Consider the following 15,191-nt stretch of genomic DNA (forward strand, 5'->3'; position numbering starts at 1 on the left):
GTTACTTCACAAAAAACAGTCCTCGACGTGCAAAAAGCACGCCTGCGGGTGTTTTTTGTTCGTGCCTTGTATCTGCCTCGCCTATTTACAAGAGGCTGATTCAAAAACGGACACGGACATCCAATTTTAGGCACCCCTAAAACCCCATACCTTTTTACCTTGAAGCTCTGCCGGTTGTACTCGCGCTGCTTAGGGCTCCGCCCTAAGAACCCAGACTATTGTGCAATGTTTTTAACAATTTTCTTGCCGTGGTTTCTTCATCGTAGGGCATGGTTCTATCTTTAAAGATGATGGAGTTTTCGTGACCTTTTCCTAAAAGGAGGACTGCATCGTTTTTACCTGCAAGACTGAAGGCTTTTTTGATTGCAGAGGGACGGTCTGGTATTATAAAGAGTTCTTCTCCGCGTTTTTTTTCGGGACAGCCTGCGGCTATCATTTCCAAAAGCTCAACGGAATCCTCGCCTCGAGGGTCTTCGTCTGCAAGAATTACAATATCGGAATATAGGGCTGCAATCCTTCCCTGTTCCGGCCTTTTTTTTACGTCTCTTTCTCCGCCTGAACCGAAAAGACTTATAACCTTCCCTCCCGATTTTTTTATGCGCTCTTTTATTGAAGGAAATATTGTCATAAAGGAAGAAGGCGTGTGGGCATAATCAATAAGCACTTCAAAATCCTGTCCCTCATCTATCAGCATCATTCTTCCCTTTACAGGTTTTACAAGAGGAAGTTTTTCGATTATGCACGCGATATCAAGGCCCGTAATTCTTTGTACTGCCAAGACCGAGGCGAGAATATTTTTTACATTAAAGATTCCTGCAAGTTTTAATTCGCATCCGTATTCTTTTTTTGAGGAAAAATCGCAAAGCGTAAATTTAATTCCGGTTGAAGACTCTTCAATATCCTTTGCAAAAAGACCTTTATATTCTTCAATCTTTTTTAGGTCTTTAGGCTCGGTACTAAAAGGGTAGACATTTTTTTGAGTTGTTTCCATAAAATAAGGAGCGGACGGGTCTTCATAGTTTACTATTCCGAATATGGGAAATCCCTTCCCCGGATTTTTATCCAGAGCCCTAAAAAGATTAGCCTTGTCATATCGGTACTGCTCGATAGTTCCGTGAAATTCCAAGTGCTCCTGAGTTACGTTCATAAAAACACCTACATCAAAGATCACATCCTCAAGACGGGCCGTTTTCGGAGAAAGGCCGTGAGAAGAGGATTCCACTACGGCATAGCCGCAGCCTGAATCCCTCATTTGAGCCAGACGCAGCTGAACGATGTTAGATTCGGGAGTGGTCTGATGTTCCGGATTCGGAATTACATTTCCGTCTATGGAGTATTCGACGGTAGAAAAAAAACCGGCCTTTTTTCCGCAAAGGTTTAAAAGCTGAAAGATAAAAGAAACTGTGCTGCTTTTCCCTTCGGTTCCGGTAACGCCTATTAGGCCTAGTGCTCTTGAGGGCTCATCATAAAGAAGGGCAGAAACCTTGGACATAGTTTTGCGTACATCATTCACCTGAACAAAACAAATTTCATCACAAGAATGATTATTTAAATCTCCCTCATAAAAAACACAAACGGCTCCGTTTTCGATTGCAGAATTTATAAATTTTTTTCCGTCGGTATGAATTCCGGGAAGAGCAAAAAAGGCGGCTCCTTTTTTTAAGCCCGTCTTATCATCATAACTGCAAGGCCGAACCTTACGCGAATCATACTCCGTAGAATTTATAAGAGATTTATCGTTTCCAAAACAATTTACAACCTCAATATCTCTGATACATTCCGCAATCGATTTTGTGTATTCCATGTCAAAAAGTATAATTGATAAAATAAAAATTATCAAGTAATATTGATATTAAGCTTCCTTGCCGACAAGGCACATCCATTCGGCTTCGGCGGCAAGGGTTTCTCCTACATAGGCCTTTCCTGCCTGCTTAATCATTCGGGGAGATACACGCAAGTTCGTAACCTCCATTCTAACCTTGTCGCCGGGCTTAACTTGAGAGCGGAATTTAACCTTATCTACTGTAGCCAAGAAAAATAAAGAGCCTTCTTCAAAAATCTTTTGAAAACTCAAAGCAGCTCCTCCGGCCTGTGCCATTGTTTCTACAAGGATAACCCCCGGCACAACAGGGTATTCGGGGAAGTGCCCCTTAAAAAAGAATTCGTCTTGGGTAAAGACGTGTTCACTCACACTCCCGTTTTCGTCGGCACTGATAATCTCGTCCACAAACAAAAAAGGTTTTCTGTGAGGGATTAAGCTTTCAATATCTTTTGTAATACTCATAGATTTCTCCTTATCTTCCATAAAAGTAATATCTTAATATGGCAATCAATATTTGTAATCCCTCAATTTTACACAAAATAATAAGATTAAACAAGGACTACAAAATCACTTGTTAATAACACTATAAAAAAAATGGCCGGACAGCTTACCGTTTATAATCGGCATAATCCCCGAAAAAAAGTTACCGACAGTTGACTAAATTTCTATTTTTTTGTATAATGCTAGCTGTTGATGACGGTGCCGTCACTTTAACCGGCGGCTGTATTTTTCGGTAATAAGAAAATAAGGAGGTTGTTTATGAACAACAAGTTGGCTTTAAAGGATTTAATCAATATCGGCATTTTTTCCGTTATTTATTTTGTAGGACTTTTTGTAATCGGAGCGCCCTTAGGTTTTTTGGTTATAACCTATTTGGCATTCCCCTTTACCGTAAGTTTAATTTTAGGAATTGCGGTAATGTTTTTGCTTGCAAAGGTGCAAAAGCCCTTAGGCCTTTTTATCTTTGCAGCAATTCCCGGATGTCTTATGACCCTCATGGGACACACACCTGTAGTTGCAATCCACAGTCTAATCGTTGCAGCCCTTGCAGAAATCGTACGAAAAGTACTCGGCTATAATACCGCAAAGGGCAGTATCGTAGGATATTCAATAATGTCTCTATGGCTTTGCGGAGCATTTTGGCAAATCTTCCTTTTAAAAGATCAATATTTTGCTCTAACCGAAAAAATGTTTGGAGCCGACTATGCAAGAGAATTAACAAATCTTCCATGGTGGATTATGCCTATACTTTATGTTACAGCATTTTTAGGCGGACTCCTCGGCGGGCTTTTGGGTAAAAAAGTTTTAAAGAAACACTTTGAAAAAGCAGGTCTTCTGTAAAAGAATTGAATGGAAAAACGAGCAATATTGGTCCTTGATCCGCGGACAAAAATATTTTTAGTTCTGGCAATGGGAGCATCTATCACAATTCTTGTTCCCATATATGTAGAGATTTTAAGTGCCGCTCTTTTAGCCTTTTTATTTGTGATGAATAGGCAAGTTAAATCGGCAATAAAATTGATGACGGTCTTTTTATTTCTTGCAGGACTTACCTATCTGCCTCAAGATATTCCCGGCGTTACAAGTATTGTAATGCCTGTAGGTTTTATGATCCGCAGATTTATGATGCCCATTGTTGCCGGAAACTATTTAATTTCTTCAACACCTGTAGGTCTTTTGATGAACGCTCTTGAAAAATTAAAACTGCCGTTTTCAGTTGTGATCACCATTGCGGTTATGTTCAGATTTTTTCCGACACTTAAAGAAGAATACGGGCATATTAAAAATGCAATGAAGATGAGGGGTATCGGTCTTAATGCGGTAAATGTAATCAGTAAACCTATTTTGACACTTGAATATATGATGGTTCCCCTCCTTTCATCCGCTTCAAGAATCGGAGATGAACTTGCTGCGGCGGGACATACCAAGGGCGTAGACGCTCCGGCAAAAAAAGTACGCTATAAAACTTCCCGCTTTACGGCGGCCGATGCTTTTATTTTTCTTTACATAATAGCGGTCTTTATCGCTGCAGGAATAACGAGGATACATGCATAATGGAAACGGCAGTCAATCTTCAAAACCTCTGTTTTAATTATCAAGCTTATGAAAATACGGATCAATCAAACACAAAAAACTTATCCGCACTAAACGATATTTCCATTTCGATAAAAAAAGGAGAATGTATTTTACTTACCGGAATTTCAGGCTGCGGAAAAACAAGTGTGCTGCGCACAATAAACGGTCTGATTCCAAACTATTATGAAGGAAAACTTTTAGGTTCAATTGAAGTTCTAGGAGAATCGATAAAAGAAAAACCTATTTACGATATTTCAAAAAAAGTTTCTACGGTTTTCCAAAACCCCAAATCCCAATTTTTTAATTTGGATACCACTTCGGAAATTCTTTTCTTTCTTGAAAACATGGGAACGCCTTTTGAAAAGATGCATCAAAGGCTCAACTTTATTTCGGAATTTTTGAATATTAAACATCTGCTTGACCGGAATATTTTTAATCTCTCAGGCGGAGAAAAACAGATGATTGCTATAGCCTCAGCTCTTGCTGCCGATACGGATATTATTGTTATGGATGAACCCACATCCAATTTGGACTTATATTATATAGAAAAAATAGCTGAGGTTATTAGTCTTTTAAAAAAGTCGGGTAAAACTTTAATCATAAGTGAACACCGCCTGTATTTTTTAAATGAACTTATAGATCGGGCTTTTTTAATAAAAGAAGGCAAGCTTGAAAAAGAATTTTCTCAACAAGAATTCCTTGCTCTTTCGGAACAAAATAGAAAAGAACTATTGCTTCGTCCCATAACAATGAACAAAAATGTTTTTAACCGTTTGAAAGATTCGGATTATATGCAGGTGCAAAGCTCGGAAACTATCCGTAAAAATAAAGAAGATAAAAATACGGAAGACACAAAATCGGCACATCTGACTGTAGAAAATTTATTCTATCGTTTTAAAAAAGAAAAAGATGATTTTCTCCGTGTGCAAAATTTAAAAATGGAATTCGGCAAGGTTATCGCTCTTACCGGAAAAAACGGTCAAGGCAAAAGCACATTTGCTCAATGTCTTACCGGCTTACTCAAAGCAAAAAAAGATTCCGTTCTATTAAACGGAAAAAAGATTAATACCAAACAACGGCTTGAGCTTTCGTACATGGTATTGCAGGATGTAGGCTATCAGCTTTTTACCGAAAGCGTTGAAGATGAAATAGCTCTCGGAAAAAATAAAAAGATTAAACCTGAACAAAACACTAAAGCTGAAAATAAGGAAGAAAGAGCTCCCGATGTTGAAGCTATTTTAAAGGCGATGAATTTAACAGAGCTAAAAGATAAGCACCCACTAAGTTTGTCGGGAGGGCAAAAACAGCGTGTTTCGATAGGAGCGGCTATCAGTTCAGGTGCGCGTATCATCATCATGGATGAGCCGACCTCAGGAATGGATTACTTTCACATGAAAGAAACAGCCAAGTTAATTAATTCCATACGCTCGAATCAAACTCTTATTTTAATTATCAGTCACGACTTTGAATTTTTAAGTCTGGTTACCGACGAAATAATTTTAATGGAAAAAGGAGCTGTGATTTCTCATTCGGAATTTACAAAAGAAAAAGCCGAAGAGGTCTTTAATTATTTGAAAGATGGAGTACTTAATTAGGAGTTAATTCAATTCCTAATTATGAATTAAAAATTATGAATTAGTTATAGGAGATTCGTTGAAGCTTCAGGAACAAATGGTTCCTTCCGCTTCAACTTCGAGTTTTGCGCACAAGCGCAAAACTCGAATTATAGTATGCCGTTTCTCATTAACATTGCGAAACGGCGGTGTTTAACGCCCTCAAAAATTGATATTTTTTCGGTTGTCAAACAAAGGAGAAATTATGTTAAAGAATTATTTTGCGCTGTCAGACAAGGGAGCGCGGGATCTAAACAAGGCGGTAGCTGTTACTACCTTCGGGAATTTGTTTTTGATTGTTCCGTTGGGACTTTCATTTTATGCACTGCAGGAACTTTTAAAGCCCATTCAAGGCGGTTCCCTTGCAGCTTTTAATCCGTGGATTTATCTAGGGATTTGTCTGCTGATCATTATTGTGCTTTTTTTAATTGAAAAACTCAAGTACCGCAAAACCTATGCAAGCTGTTATGATGAGTCGGCTAATGTGCGTATTTCCCTTGCAGAAAGTATCAGGAAGCTGCCCCTCTCGTATTTCGGAAAAAAAGACTTATCGGATTTGACGGCAACGCTTTTAAACGATGTTGCTACAATGGAACACGCACTAAGCCACACGGCATCCGAGTTATTCGGGGCGGCAATTTCAATTATTGTATCGGCGGCAATGCTTGCTCTTTTTGATTGGCGCATGACGATTGCCCTTTTCAGCTGTTCCGTTTTCGGATTTTTGCTTGTATACTCATCACGCAAACAAGCCCGCCGTTATGCAATTAGAATTAACACAGTACTGCTCGGCGTTTATAATTCCATTCAGCAAATGCTCGACAATATCAAGGTGCTTAAATCCTCCGACAAAAAAGAAAGCTATGTACAAAAGGTAAAAGACAATATTGCACACAGCACAAAGGAAGCGGTTAAAGCCGAATTATTTGTCGGCTCGACTATGATAGGTTCCATCATAATTATCCGCTTCGGATTTCCGTTGGTTATTGCAGTCGGAGCGGTTTTATATGCACAAGGAAGTCTCCCGCTTTTTACTTACCTCGTTTTTTTACTGATTGCCGGAAGAATTTTTGAACCCCTTACCGCCGTTTTTATGCTGCTCGGCGAGTTTTTCCACGCACGCACGGCAGTCGAACGCCAAATGGAAATCATAAACTACCCCAAGCAGAAAGGAAGCGAAACTTTTAACCCCAAGGGCTACGATATTCAATATGACAATGTTTCGTTTTCATACAATGATAATGCAAGCCGCGATACGGTAAGCAATATCAGCTTTACTGCCAAGCAGGGAGAAATCACTGCCCTCGTCGGACATTCAGGCTGCGGCAAGTCAACAATTGCCCGTCTTGCAGCCCGCTTTTGGGATGCATCTTCCGGCACGGTGAGCTTGGGCGGAACGGATGTTTCTACCGTAGACCCTGAAACCCTTTTGACCGCTTTTTCTATCGTCTTTCAAGATGTAGTGCTTTTTAATGACACAGTCTACAACAATATCCTTGTCGGGAATAAAGACGCAGCAAGGGAGCAGGTTCTTGCCGCCGCAAAGGCTGCAAGGTGCACCGACTTTATCGAAAAACTGCCGCAAGGTTATGACACGGTAATCGGCGAGAACGGTTATACCCTTTCAGGCGGAGAAAGACAGAGACTTTCTATTGCCCGTGCTCTTTTAAAAGATGCACCTATAATTCTCCTCGATGAAGCTACGGCAGCCCTCGACCCCGAAAATGAAACCTTAATTCAAGAAGCATTGAGCAAGCTCGTTAAAAACAAGACAGTTATAGTCATTGCTCACCGTTTAAGAACAATCGAGAATGCCGATAAAATCGTTGTTCTCAAAGACGGAGCGATAGAAGAAATAGGTACACATGAAGAGTTGATGAAAGGAAAGTCATCGTATCCGGTGATGTATAAGCTGCAAAAGGAAAGTGAATCATGGTCGGCCTAAATATCGGGGCATCTACGGCGTTGCTTAGCAAAAAACAGTCCTCGACGTATTACAATACGCCTGCGGGTGTTTTTTGCACGCGCCTTGTATCTGCTCCCGCTATTTATGCCGAGCTAAACACTGAGGTAATTTTTATTGGCTCCTAGCATCTGCTCCACCTATTTGCGAGTTAGGAGAAGCCTCTTGTCAGAACCGCCATGGAGGGCGGCGGATAATTCCAATTACGAATTATCCGTTACAAGTTACAAATTATTTTAAAGGAGTAATACTATGAAAAAAAATGAAGAAAAAAAGAAGGCTAAAAAGGAAAAACAGGCTGGGGTTGTAAGCCGCATTCTCTCTTATGCGGGGAAGCATAAGCCCTTTATCTATGTGTCGCTTTTTTTATCGAGCTTGAGTACGGTTGCACTGCTTATTCCGTATGCAGTTGTATTTTATGTTATGCGCGATATTATTTCAGCTTATATGTCGGGTGTGCCGATCGATATAAACCGGATGATTTTTTACGGAGCGGCGGCTCTTATTTCCGCTGCAGCAGGCTTCCTTTTGTACTTCGGTGCTCTTATATGTTCGCATATTACCGCATTCAATTTAATGGGGAATATGAATATGCGCTTGGCGGAAACATTTGCCCGCCTTCCGGTCGGCTGGCACACATCACATGCAAGCGGTTCTGTGCGAAAGGTATTTGAAAAAAATGTCCATTCGCTTGAAGGTCTTATTGCACACATGCTGCCCGATGTCGTACAAAATATAGTTAGTCCGATTGCCGTTTTGTTTTTACTTTTCTTTTTTGATTGGCGGTTCGGCCTTATTTCATTTTTGACACTTGTTATCGCCTTTGTTCTTCAAGGTGTGATGATGGCAAAGGGCAAAAAAATGGGATTTATGGAAAGCTACGAAAACTCACTTGAAAAAATGAACAGTGCCGGTACGGAATATATCCGCGGTATTTCGGTTATTAAAACTTTTAATCAATCGGTACACCGCTTTAAGGATTTTTACAGTTCGATTATAAACTACCGCGATAATGTTTTAAAGTATACCGTTGCTTGGGAAAACGGCTTTGCAGTTTTTCTTGCTCTATTAAAAGCGGGCTTTATCTTTTTGGTTCCCGCCGCATTTATCTTTGCCGGAACGGCAGGAGATGGCGAGCCTTATGCAAAGTTTTTGTACGGTTTTATTTTTTATCTTTCTCTTTCGCCTGTTTTATTTAATATGATGATAAAAATCGTGTACGGTTCAACTTTAAATCTTCAAGGAGGAGATGCCCTAAACCGCATCGAAGCTATCTTAAATGAAAAGCCCGCCCCCGAACCGGAACATTCGGTTATGCCGAAAAAATTCGATATTGAGTTTAAGGATGTTGTATTTTCTTATAAAGAAGGAACACAAGAGACTCAAACCGCCGAACAGTCTTTTAAAAAGGCTATCAGCGGCATATCGCTTAAACTTCCCGAACATTCGTTGACCGCCCTTGTCGGACCTTCGGGCGGCGGAAAAACCACCCTCGTCAATTTACTCGGACGCTTTTGGGAAGCCGATTCCGGAGAAATTACCATCGGCGGCGTAAATATCAAAGATATCAAAACAGATGACCTCATGCACCTTATCAGCTTTGTGTTTCAGGAAAATAAACTTTTTAACGAAAGCATTTTTGAAAATATCCGCTACGGTAAAAAAAATGCAACACGCGAAGAAGTCCTTGCAGTACTGCAAAAAGCAGAGTGCATGGATATTATCGAAAAGCTGCCTGACGGAATAGACACGGTATACGGTACTAAGGGAATATACCTTTCCGGAGGAGAAGCACAGAGGCTTGCAATTGCCCGCTCCCTTTTGCATGATGCTCCGATTATTGTTCTCGATGAGGCCACCAGCTTTGCCGATGCAGAAAACGAACATAAAATCAAAAAAACATTAAGTCAATTACTTAAAGACAAAACGGTAATAATGATTGCTCATCGTCTTTCTTCAATTGTCAATGCAGATCAAATCTGCGTTATCAATGAAGGCAAAATTGAAGAGACCGGAACTCATGCAGAGCTTTTAGCAAAGACCGGCATGTACAACAGCATGTGGAACAACTTCCAATCGGGCATAAGCTGGAAACTGGCTGCGGGAGAATAATTACTAAGCTGAACTGCTGCAGCAATGAGCTTGTCTCGCTTGATGTCCGCGGTTTAACTGATTTGCAGGAACTATACTACCGGGAGAATCGGCTCACTTCATTGAACCGGCAAGGCTTATCCCATTTATGGTTCCTGCACTGCGATGATAATAGTAACCCCCGCTTGACATTTTTAGTTCTTTTTAGTAACATTGTTATTAATTAGTAGAAGAGTTATTATAAATATGGACAAGGATAAGGGAAAAATATTAGCCGATAAGGATGAGCTAAACACACGGGCAAAGATTTTACGCGCTGCAAAACAGGAGTTTTTTACCAACGGCTTTGCAGATACTAACGTGCGTGCCATTGCAGAAAAGGCGGGGGTTACGACAGGGGCACTGTATAACCTTTTTGATAATAAGGACGGTATATTCGAAGCTCTTGTACGCGGCGTGTTCGATGAATTCTTAAACATAATGGCACATCGTGATGTATTTGACGCTGAAAATTTCGGTATGAAAACGAGCGACCTTTCCGCAATTACTGAACTATCGCAACGCCGGTTTTTAAGAATGATAGATTTTTTTTACGGTAATTGGGATGCAATGAAACTGATTGTCTGCTGTTCAAAGGGAAGTTCCTATGAGCGTATTTTCGATAAGGCAATCGATATAACTGAAAAAGATACCTTTCAATTATTAAAACTCGACGGCGTTAAAATGTCGCGCCGTATACGGTTTTTTATTCATGTCATGGTAACGTCCCATTTTGAAAATTTAAAAGAGATCTTTTATCATAATTTGAAAAAATCGGAAGCGGTGAAATATGTGCTCGACTTTAATGTATACCATTGTGCCGGCTGGAAACAATATTGGATGGAACAAGTGAAAGGATGATAAACATAAAAGATTTTTGGAACGCAGTATTAAAAAAGATGCCATACAAAACGATGAATATCAGCGAGTTGTGCAGTTTATACAAGATCGAAAAAGCAGCAGGAGTTCAGTATACGGATAATGGCATTTTCAGAATCGGCATAGAGATCGGTAATAAATGGAATAAACATTTTTGAAAATAGGTGGAGCAGATGCAAGACGCGAGCAAAAATTAACCGGAGCCGTACTTTGTGTACGGTGAGGATTAATTTTTGTAAAGCAACGCAGCAGATGCCCGCATATTTTCAAAAAATATAGGAGGTCTTGAATGGACACATATAAAAGATTGTTGAAATATACTCCTGAAAAAAAACATTGCGTGTATATTTCCATTATTTGCTCCGCTTTAGGCGTTGCTTGCCAAATGGGAGCATTTTGGTATTTATGGAAGTTTTTGTATGCCTTTTTGGTTACAAAAAGCGTTATGGACGGCTCGTTTTATGCAACGGTGATTGTCGCTCTTATGCTCGGTTACTCGTTCGTGTATTTCGCGTCTCTCTGGGCTTCGCATGTCTTGGGTTTCCGTCTTGAATCGAATTTACGAAAAGAGGCGATCAAACATTTGATGAATGCGTCCTTTGCTTTTTTCGATGTAAACAATTCGGGAAAGATTCGCAAAATCATCGATGACAATGCACAGGAAACGCACATGATTGTCGCTCACCTTATTCCCGACAATGTAGCAGCCCTTCTTACTCCGATTTTAATGTTCGTCATTGTTTTTATGGTAGACATAAAACTCGGTATCTTACTCAGCATTATCGCGATAATCGGCGGTGTGCAGATGATGTTTATGATGGGCAATAAGAACTTTATGCAGAAATACATGGCCGCCTTGGAAAGGATGAACAGCGAAGCGGTGGAGTATGTGCGCGGGATGCAGGTAGTAAAAATCTTTAAAAGCACGGTGGAATCATTTAAGGCATTTTATACGGCAATTACCGACTATTCCGATTTGGCATACAAGTACACGCTCAGCTGCCGAAGTCCCTATGTTATGTTTCAAGTGCTGTTCAATTTGTTTGCCGCCTTTACAATCCCTGCAGCAATTTATTTTATGAATAAGGGTGCGGACGGAAATCTCATCATTGCAAAAATCGTATTTTATGTATGCTTTGCAGGAGTTCTCTTTGCTTCTTTTATGCGTGTTATGTATGTCGGCATGTATAACTTTCAGGCAAAGAGCGTCGTAGACAAACTGGAAAATCTTTTTACCGAAATGAGCAAGGATAACATAACCCACGGAACGGAAGAAAAATTTGACAACTTCGGTATTGAATTTAAAAATGTTTCGTTCGGCTATAATGAAGAAAAGATTTTAAAGAATGTAAGCTTTAAACTTGAACCGAATAAAACATACGCCCTTGTCGGCTCATCGGGCGGAGGAAAGAGTACAATAGCAAAACTTATTTCAGGTTTTTATAGAATAAATGAAGGCGAGATTTTAATCGGCGGAAAAAATATTGCTTTATATTCAAGAAATGCTTTGATGAAAAACATCGCCTTTGTGTTTCAAACCTCGAAACTTTTTAAGATGAGCATTTTTGAAAACGTTAAAATGGGAAATAAGGATGCAAGCGATGAAGATGTCATGAATGCCCTTCGGCTTGCCCGCTGCGAAGACATTTTGGCAAAATTCCCCGAACGCGAAAAAACGCTTATCGGCTCTAAAGGCGTGCATTTATCGGGCGGAGAAATCCAGCGTGTTGCAATTGCCCGCGCTATTTTGAAAAATGCCGACATCATCATCTTGGACGAAGCCTCAGCTGCCGCCGACCCCGAAAACGAATACGAAATTCAGCAGGCGTTTTCCAATTTGATGAAAAACAAAACGGTAATCATGATTGCTCATAGATTAAGCTCGATTAAAAATGTCGACGAGGTTCTGGTTGTCGAAGACGGAAACATAATAGAACGAGGCAGCGACAAAGAGCTTATGGAAAAGGGCGGAAAATACAGCAAGCTGCAAAAACTGTATTCTAAGGCAAACGAGTGGCGCTTTTGAAAATATGCGGGCAATTACTGCGTCGCACGTCAAAAATAAATGCTCAACGTATAAAAATACGTTTCCGCTTTATTTTTGCCTAACTCCTTGTACTTACCTCGCCTATTTTCAAAAGGAGAGGCAGTAAAGGAAATCGGAGGATTGAAGTTATGAGTGAACAAAAAAATCATTTGCCGGTTGTCGGTGTGGGGCCTATCTATGTTGTACCGATAATAGCCGTTACGGTTGCAAGTATTATTCTGACTAAGCTCAAAATTATTCCGCCTACAGTAAGCGGATTTGACTTGGTATTCCGTATTGCAGGCATTATGTTAATTGCAACAGGTATATACCTTTGGTGTTCGGCAGTATTTATGTCGCGAATTGACAGTAAAATAAAAACGAACACACTAGTTACTGATGGAATATATGCCCATGTCCGCAATCCCATTTATTCCGCATTTTTGTTTGCTTGTTCAGGTGCGCTTTTACTGGTCTGCAACTTATATCTGCTTATTCTGCCGCCAGTATACTGGCTTTACCTGACCATCTTTATAAAACTTACGGAAGAAAAATGGCTTTTAAACCTATACGGAAAAGAATTCGAAGACTATTGCAAACGAGTAAACCGTTGTATTCCGTCAATATGGAAAAGAAAAAATTAATGTGAAACGGGTAATTAAGTCAAATGATAGGATGCAAAATTCAAATGAACCTTTGCAATTAGTAAATCGGATGTTGAAGTCTGCGGCTAAATAGCACTAAGTACTTCAACCTAAAAACACCCCCAATCCTAGCAATAAAAGACGGGGTTCTTAGGGGCAGAGCCCCTAAGCGGTTCTTTTGAAGATAGGAGGGGTCATAGGGGAGGGAAGAAAACTTTTATCCGAAAAAGTGTCTTCCCTCCCCTAACAATGGAGATCTATATGACACGAAAATTACAAAAATTATTTGCAGTTACCGAGCATGGTGCTCGGGATTTGGTTACAGCATCGGTATGGTCGGTGTTTTCTAACATCGCCTATATCCTGCCGATGTTTTTGATTATGTTTTTTTTGCAGGGCTACTTTGAAGGCTCGCTTAAAACGGCTTACTTTTATACCGGTGTTATTGCGGTTCTTGCTGTGGTAATGTATATTCTTTTACACATAAATTACAACACGCTGTACACGGTAACTTTTAAAGAATGTAAGGAACTGCGTATCGAAATTGCAAACCGCTTAAAAGCATTACCGCTTGCATATTTTTCCAAGCACGATATTTCAGATTTGTCGCAAGCCGTTATGGCGGATGTTGCAACTCTTGAACACGCATTGAGCCACGCCATTCCGCAAACAATAGGACTGGTAATTTATCTTGCAATTATCGGCACAATGATGATTATAGCCCATCCTGCCTTGGGGCTTTGTGTCTTTGCACCGATAGTAGTAAGTTTTATCCTGCTTATTTTATCAAAGAAAATTCAAGTGCGGGAAACCACAAGAGACTTCCACAAACAAAGACAGCGTTCCGAATTTTTTCAGGAAACGATTGAGCTTCAACAGGAAATTAAAAGCTACGGCCGCACAGATACGGTTGCAGAAAAATTAAACCGCAATGTCGATGAGGCTGAAAAACTTCACCTATCGGTTGAAGCCCATCAAGCGATTCCGCTCAATATCGCAATGGCGGCACTCAAGTTTTCGGTCGGGATAACGGTCTTTTTCGGTTTAAAAATGTACTTAGCCGGAACCGCCTCTCTTCTGTATTTTATCGGCTATGTCATTGCAGCCTCGCGCATTATCGACGCAGTTGCAGCTGTCGAAGCAAACCTTGCAGAGATTATGTACATCGATTCACGCGTTAAGCGTATCAATGAGCTGCGCGAAACCGAGGTACAGGAAGGCTCTCCTGCAAACCTACAAAAATACGGCATCGAATTTAAGGATGTTGAGTTTTCGTATAATGATGGGCAAAAAATTATCGACGGCATTTCTTTTACCGCCGAACAAAATCAGGTTACGGCTCTTGTCGGTCCTTCGGGCTGCGGAAAAACTACCGTACTCCGTTTGGCCTCTCGCCTCTATGATTACAACAAGGGACAGATTCTCATCGATGGAAAGGACATTGCAAAAATCGACACCGACAGTCTTTTTGAAAAGATTTCGATTGTATTCCAAGATGTAGGTTTATTCAATACATCGATTATGGAAAATATCCGCGTCGGAAATAAAAATGCTACTGATGAAGAAGTAAAGGAAGCCGCCCGTCTTGCAAACTGTACCGAGTTTATTGAAGCCCTGCCCGAAAGCTGGAATACCTTTGTCGGAGAAAACGGCAGCCGTCTTTCAGGAGGAGAACGTCAGCGTCTTTCGATAGCCCGCGCCTTCTTAAAAAATGCACCCATCATTATCTTGGACGAAATCAGTGCATCCCTCGATGTAGAAAACGAAATGAAGATTCAAGAAAGCTTAAATAAACTTATCAAAGATAAAACAGTTATCATCATTTCGCATAGATTAAAGTCCGTCGAAAATGCAGATAAAATTATCGTCATGAACGAAGGCAAAATAGAAGCTGAAGGCAAACACTCGGACCTTTTGCAAAAATCCGAATTGTACAAAAACATGATTGATAAGTCTACAGCCACAGAAAAATGGGTGTATTAGTTTAATCGGTTAATTTTTAATTCGTAATGGATAATTACAATAAGGCTGTAATTAT

At 40.3% G+C, this 15,191-nt stretch carries 12 protein-coding genes; 10 read left to right on the forward strand and 2 right to left on the reverse strand.

The features are described from left to right. Positions 1 to 202: 202 nt before the first annotated feature. Both E4N80_RS08770 and fabZ read right to left on the reverse strand, forming a co-directional pair. Complete coding sequence (locus tag E4N80_RS08770) at positions 203 to 1,804, reverse strand: UDP-N-acetylmuramoyl-L-alanyl-D-glutamate--2,6-diaminopimelate ligase (RefSeq protein WP_253698897.1); 1,602 nt, start codon at positions 1,802 to 1,804, stop codon at positions 203 to 205. Between the two features lie 48 nt (positions 1,805 to 1,852). Continuing rightward, positions 1,853 to 2,284 carry a 3-hydroxyacyl-ACP dehydratase FabZ gene (gene fabZ, locus E4N80_RS08775; protein WP_010694846.1) on the reverse strand — a complete coding sequence of 144 codons (432 nt, stop codon included), beginning with the start codon at positions 2,282 to 2,284 and terminating at the stop codon, positions 1,853 to 1,855. Between the two features lie 297 nt (positions 2,285 to 2,581). On the opposite strand from fabZ, the gene E4N80_RS08780 reads away from it, so the two are divergent. From E4N80_RS08780 to E4N80_RS08825, 10 genes are all read left to right on the forward strand, one after another. Then, complete coding sequence (locus E4N80_RS08780) at positions 2,582 to 3,163, forward strand: MptD family putative ECF transporter S component (RefSeq protein ID WP_253698898.1); 582 nt, start codon at positions 2,582 to 2,584, stop codon at positions 3,161 to 3,163. Between the two features lie 9 nt (positions 3,164 to 3,172). Then, on the forward strand, positions 3,173 to 3,877 hold the full coding sequence (locus E4N80_RS08785) for an energy-coupling factor transporter transmembrane component T (RefSeq protein WP_253698899.1): 705 nt from the start codon (positions 3,173 to 3,175) through the stop codon (positions 3,875 to 3,877). Beyond that, the gene (locus E4N80_RS08790) at positions 3,877 to 5,493 is read left to right on the forward strand and encodes an ABC transporter ATP-binding protein (RefSeq protein ID WP_253698900.1); all 1,617 of its coding nucleotides are present in this window, start codon (positions 3,877 to 3,879) and stop codon (positions 5,491 to 5,493) included. Before E4N80_RS08785 ends, E4N80_RS08790 begins: the two co-directional genes overlap by 1 nt. A gap of 223 nt (positions 5,494 to 5,716) precedes the next feature. Next, the gene (locus E4N80_RS08795; protein ID WP_253698901.1) at positions 5,717 to 7,456 is read left to right on the forward strand and encodes an ABC transporter ATP-binding protein; all 1,740 of its coding nucleotides are present in this window, start codon (positions 5,717 to 5,719) and stop codon (positions 7,454 to 7,456) included. Between the two features lie 270 nt (positions 7,457 to 7,726). Then, complete coding sequence (locus E4N80_RS08800) at positions 7,727 to 9,586, forward strand: ABC transporter ATP-binding protein (RefSeq protein ID WP_253698902.1); 1,860 nt, start codon at positions 7,727 to 7,729, stop codon at positions 9,584 to 9,586. A 225-nt stretch (positions 9,587 to 9,811) separates the two neighbouring features. Beyond that, positions 9,812 to 10,465: a TetR/AcrR family transcriptional regulator gene (locus tag E4N80_RS08805; protein WP_253698903.1), complete on the forward strand. Its 654-nt coding sequence runs from the start codon at positions 9,812 to 9,814 to the stop codon at positions 10,463 to 10,465. Then, positions 10,462 to 10,641: a hypothetical protein gene (locus E4N80_RS08810; protein ID WP_253698904.1), complete on the forward strand. Its 180-nt coding sequence runs from the start codon at positions 10,462 to 10,464 to the stop codon at positions 10,639 to 10,641. Before E4N80_RS08805 ends, E4N80_RS08810 begins: the two co-directional genes overlap by 4 nt. A 131-nt stretch (positions 10,642 to 10,772) precedes the next feature. Beyond that, positions 10,773 to 12,509, forward strand: a complete 1,737-nt coding sequence (locus E4N80_RS08815; RefSeq protein ID WP_253698905.1) for an ABC transporter ATP-binding protein — start codon at positions 10,773 to 10,775, stop codon at positions 12,507 to 12,509. A gap of 149 nt (positions 12,510 to 12,658) precedes the next feature. Further along, on the forward strand, positions 12,659 to 13,153 hold the full coding sequence (locus tag E4N80_RS08820) for a methyltransferase family protein (RefSeq protein ID WP_253698906.1): 495 nt from the start codon (positions 12,659 to 12,661) through the stop codon (positions 13,151 to 13,153). 261 nt (positions 13,154 to 13,414) lie between these two features. Continuing rightward, positions 13,415 to 15,136, forward strand: coding sequence for an ABC transporter ATP-binding protein (locus E4N80_RS08825; protein WP_253698907.1), 1,722 nt, complete (start codon positions 13,415 to 13,417; stop codon positions 15,134 to 15,136). Positions 15,137 to 15,191: the final 55 nt, after the last annotated feature.

The sequence above is a fragment of the Treponema denticola genome, from assembly GCF_024181605.1.
Classification (GTDB): Bacteria; Spirochaetota; Spirochaetia; order Treponematales; family Treponemataceae; genus Treponema_B; species Treponema_B denticola_B.

What these genes read in the sequence shown, in the direction of transcription:
- E4N80_RS08770 (WP_253698897.1), bottom strand. Translation starts at nt 1,804, where the DNA reads ATGGAATACACAAAATCGATTGCGGAATGTATCAGAGATATTGAGGTT.
- fabZ (WP_010694846.1), bottom strand. Translation starts at nt 2,284, where the DNA reads ATGAGTATTACAAAAGATATTGAAAGCTTAATCCCTCACAGAAAACCT.
- E4N80_RS08780 (WP_253698898.1), top strand. Translation starts at nt 2,582, where the DNA reads ATGAACAACAAGTTGGCTTTAAAGGATTTAATCAATATCGGCATTTTT.
- E4N80_RS08785 (WP_253698899.1), top strand. Translation starts at nt 3,173, where the DNA reads ATGGAAAAACGAGCAATATTGGTCCTTGATCCGCGGACAAAAATATTT.
- E4N80_RS08790 (WP_253698900.1), top strand. Translation starts at nt 3,877, where the DNA reads ATGGAAACGGCAGTCAATCTTCAAAACCTCTGTTTTAATTATCAAGCT.
- E4N80_RS08795 (WP_253698901.1), top strand. Translation starts at nt 5,717, where the DNA reads ATGTTAAAGAATTATTTTGCGCTGTCAGACAAGGGAGCGCGGGATCTA.
- E4N80_RS08800 (WP_253698902.1), top strand. Translation starts at nt 7,727, where the DNA reads ATGAAAAAAAATGAAGAAAAAAAGAAGGCTAAAAAGGAAAAACAGGCT.
- E4N80_RS08805 (WP_253698903.1), top strand. Translation starts at nt 9,812, where the DNA reads ATGGACAAGGATAAGGGAAAAATATTAGCCGATAAGGATGAGCTAAAC.
- E4N80_RS08810 (WP_253698904.1), top strand. Translation starts at nt 10,462, where the DNA reads ATGATAAACATAAAAGATTTTTGGAACGCAGTATTAAAAAAGATGCCA.
- E4N80_RS08815 (WP_253698905.1), top strand. Translation starts at nt 10,773, where the DNA reads ATGGACACATATAAAAGATTGTTGAAATATACTCCTGAAAAAAAACAT.
- E4N80_RS08820 (WP_253698906.1), top strand. Translation starts at nt 12,659, where the DNA reads ATGAGTGAACAAAAAAATCATTTGCCGGTTGTCGGTGTGGGGCCTATC.
- E4N80_RS08825 (WP_253698907.1), top strand. Translation starts at nt 13,415, where the DNA reads ATGACACGAAAATTACAAAAATTATTTGCAGTTACCGAGCATGGTGCT.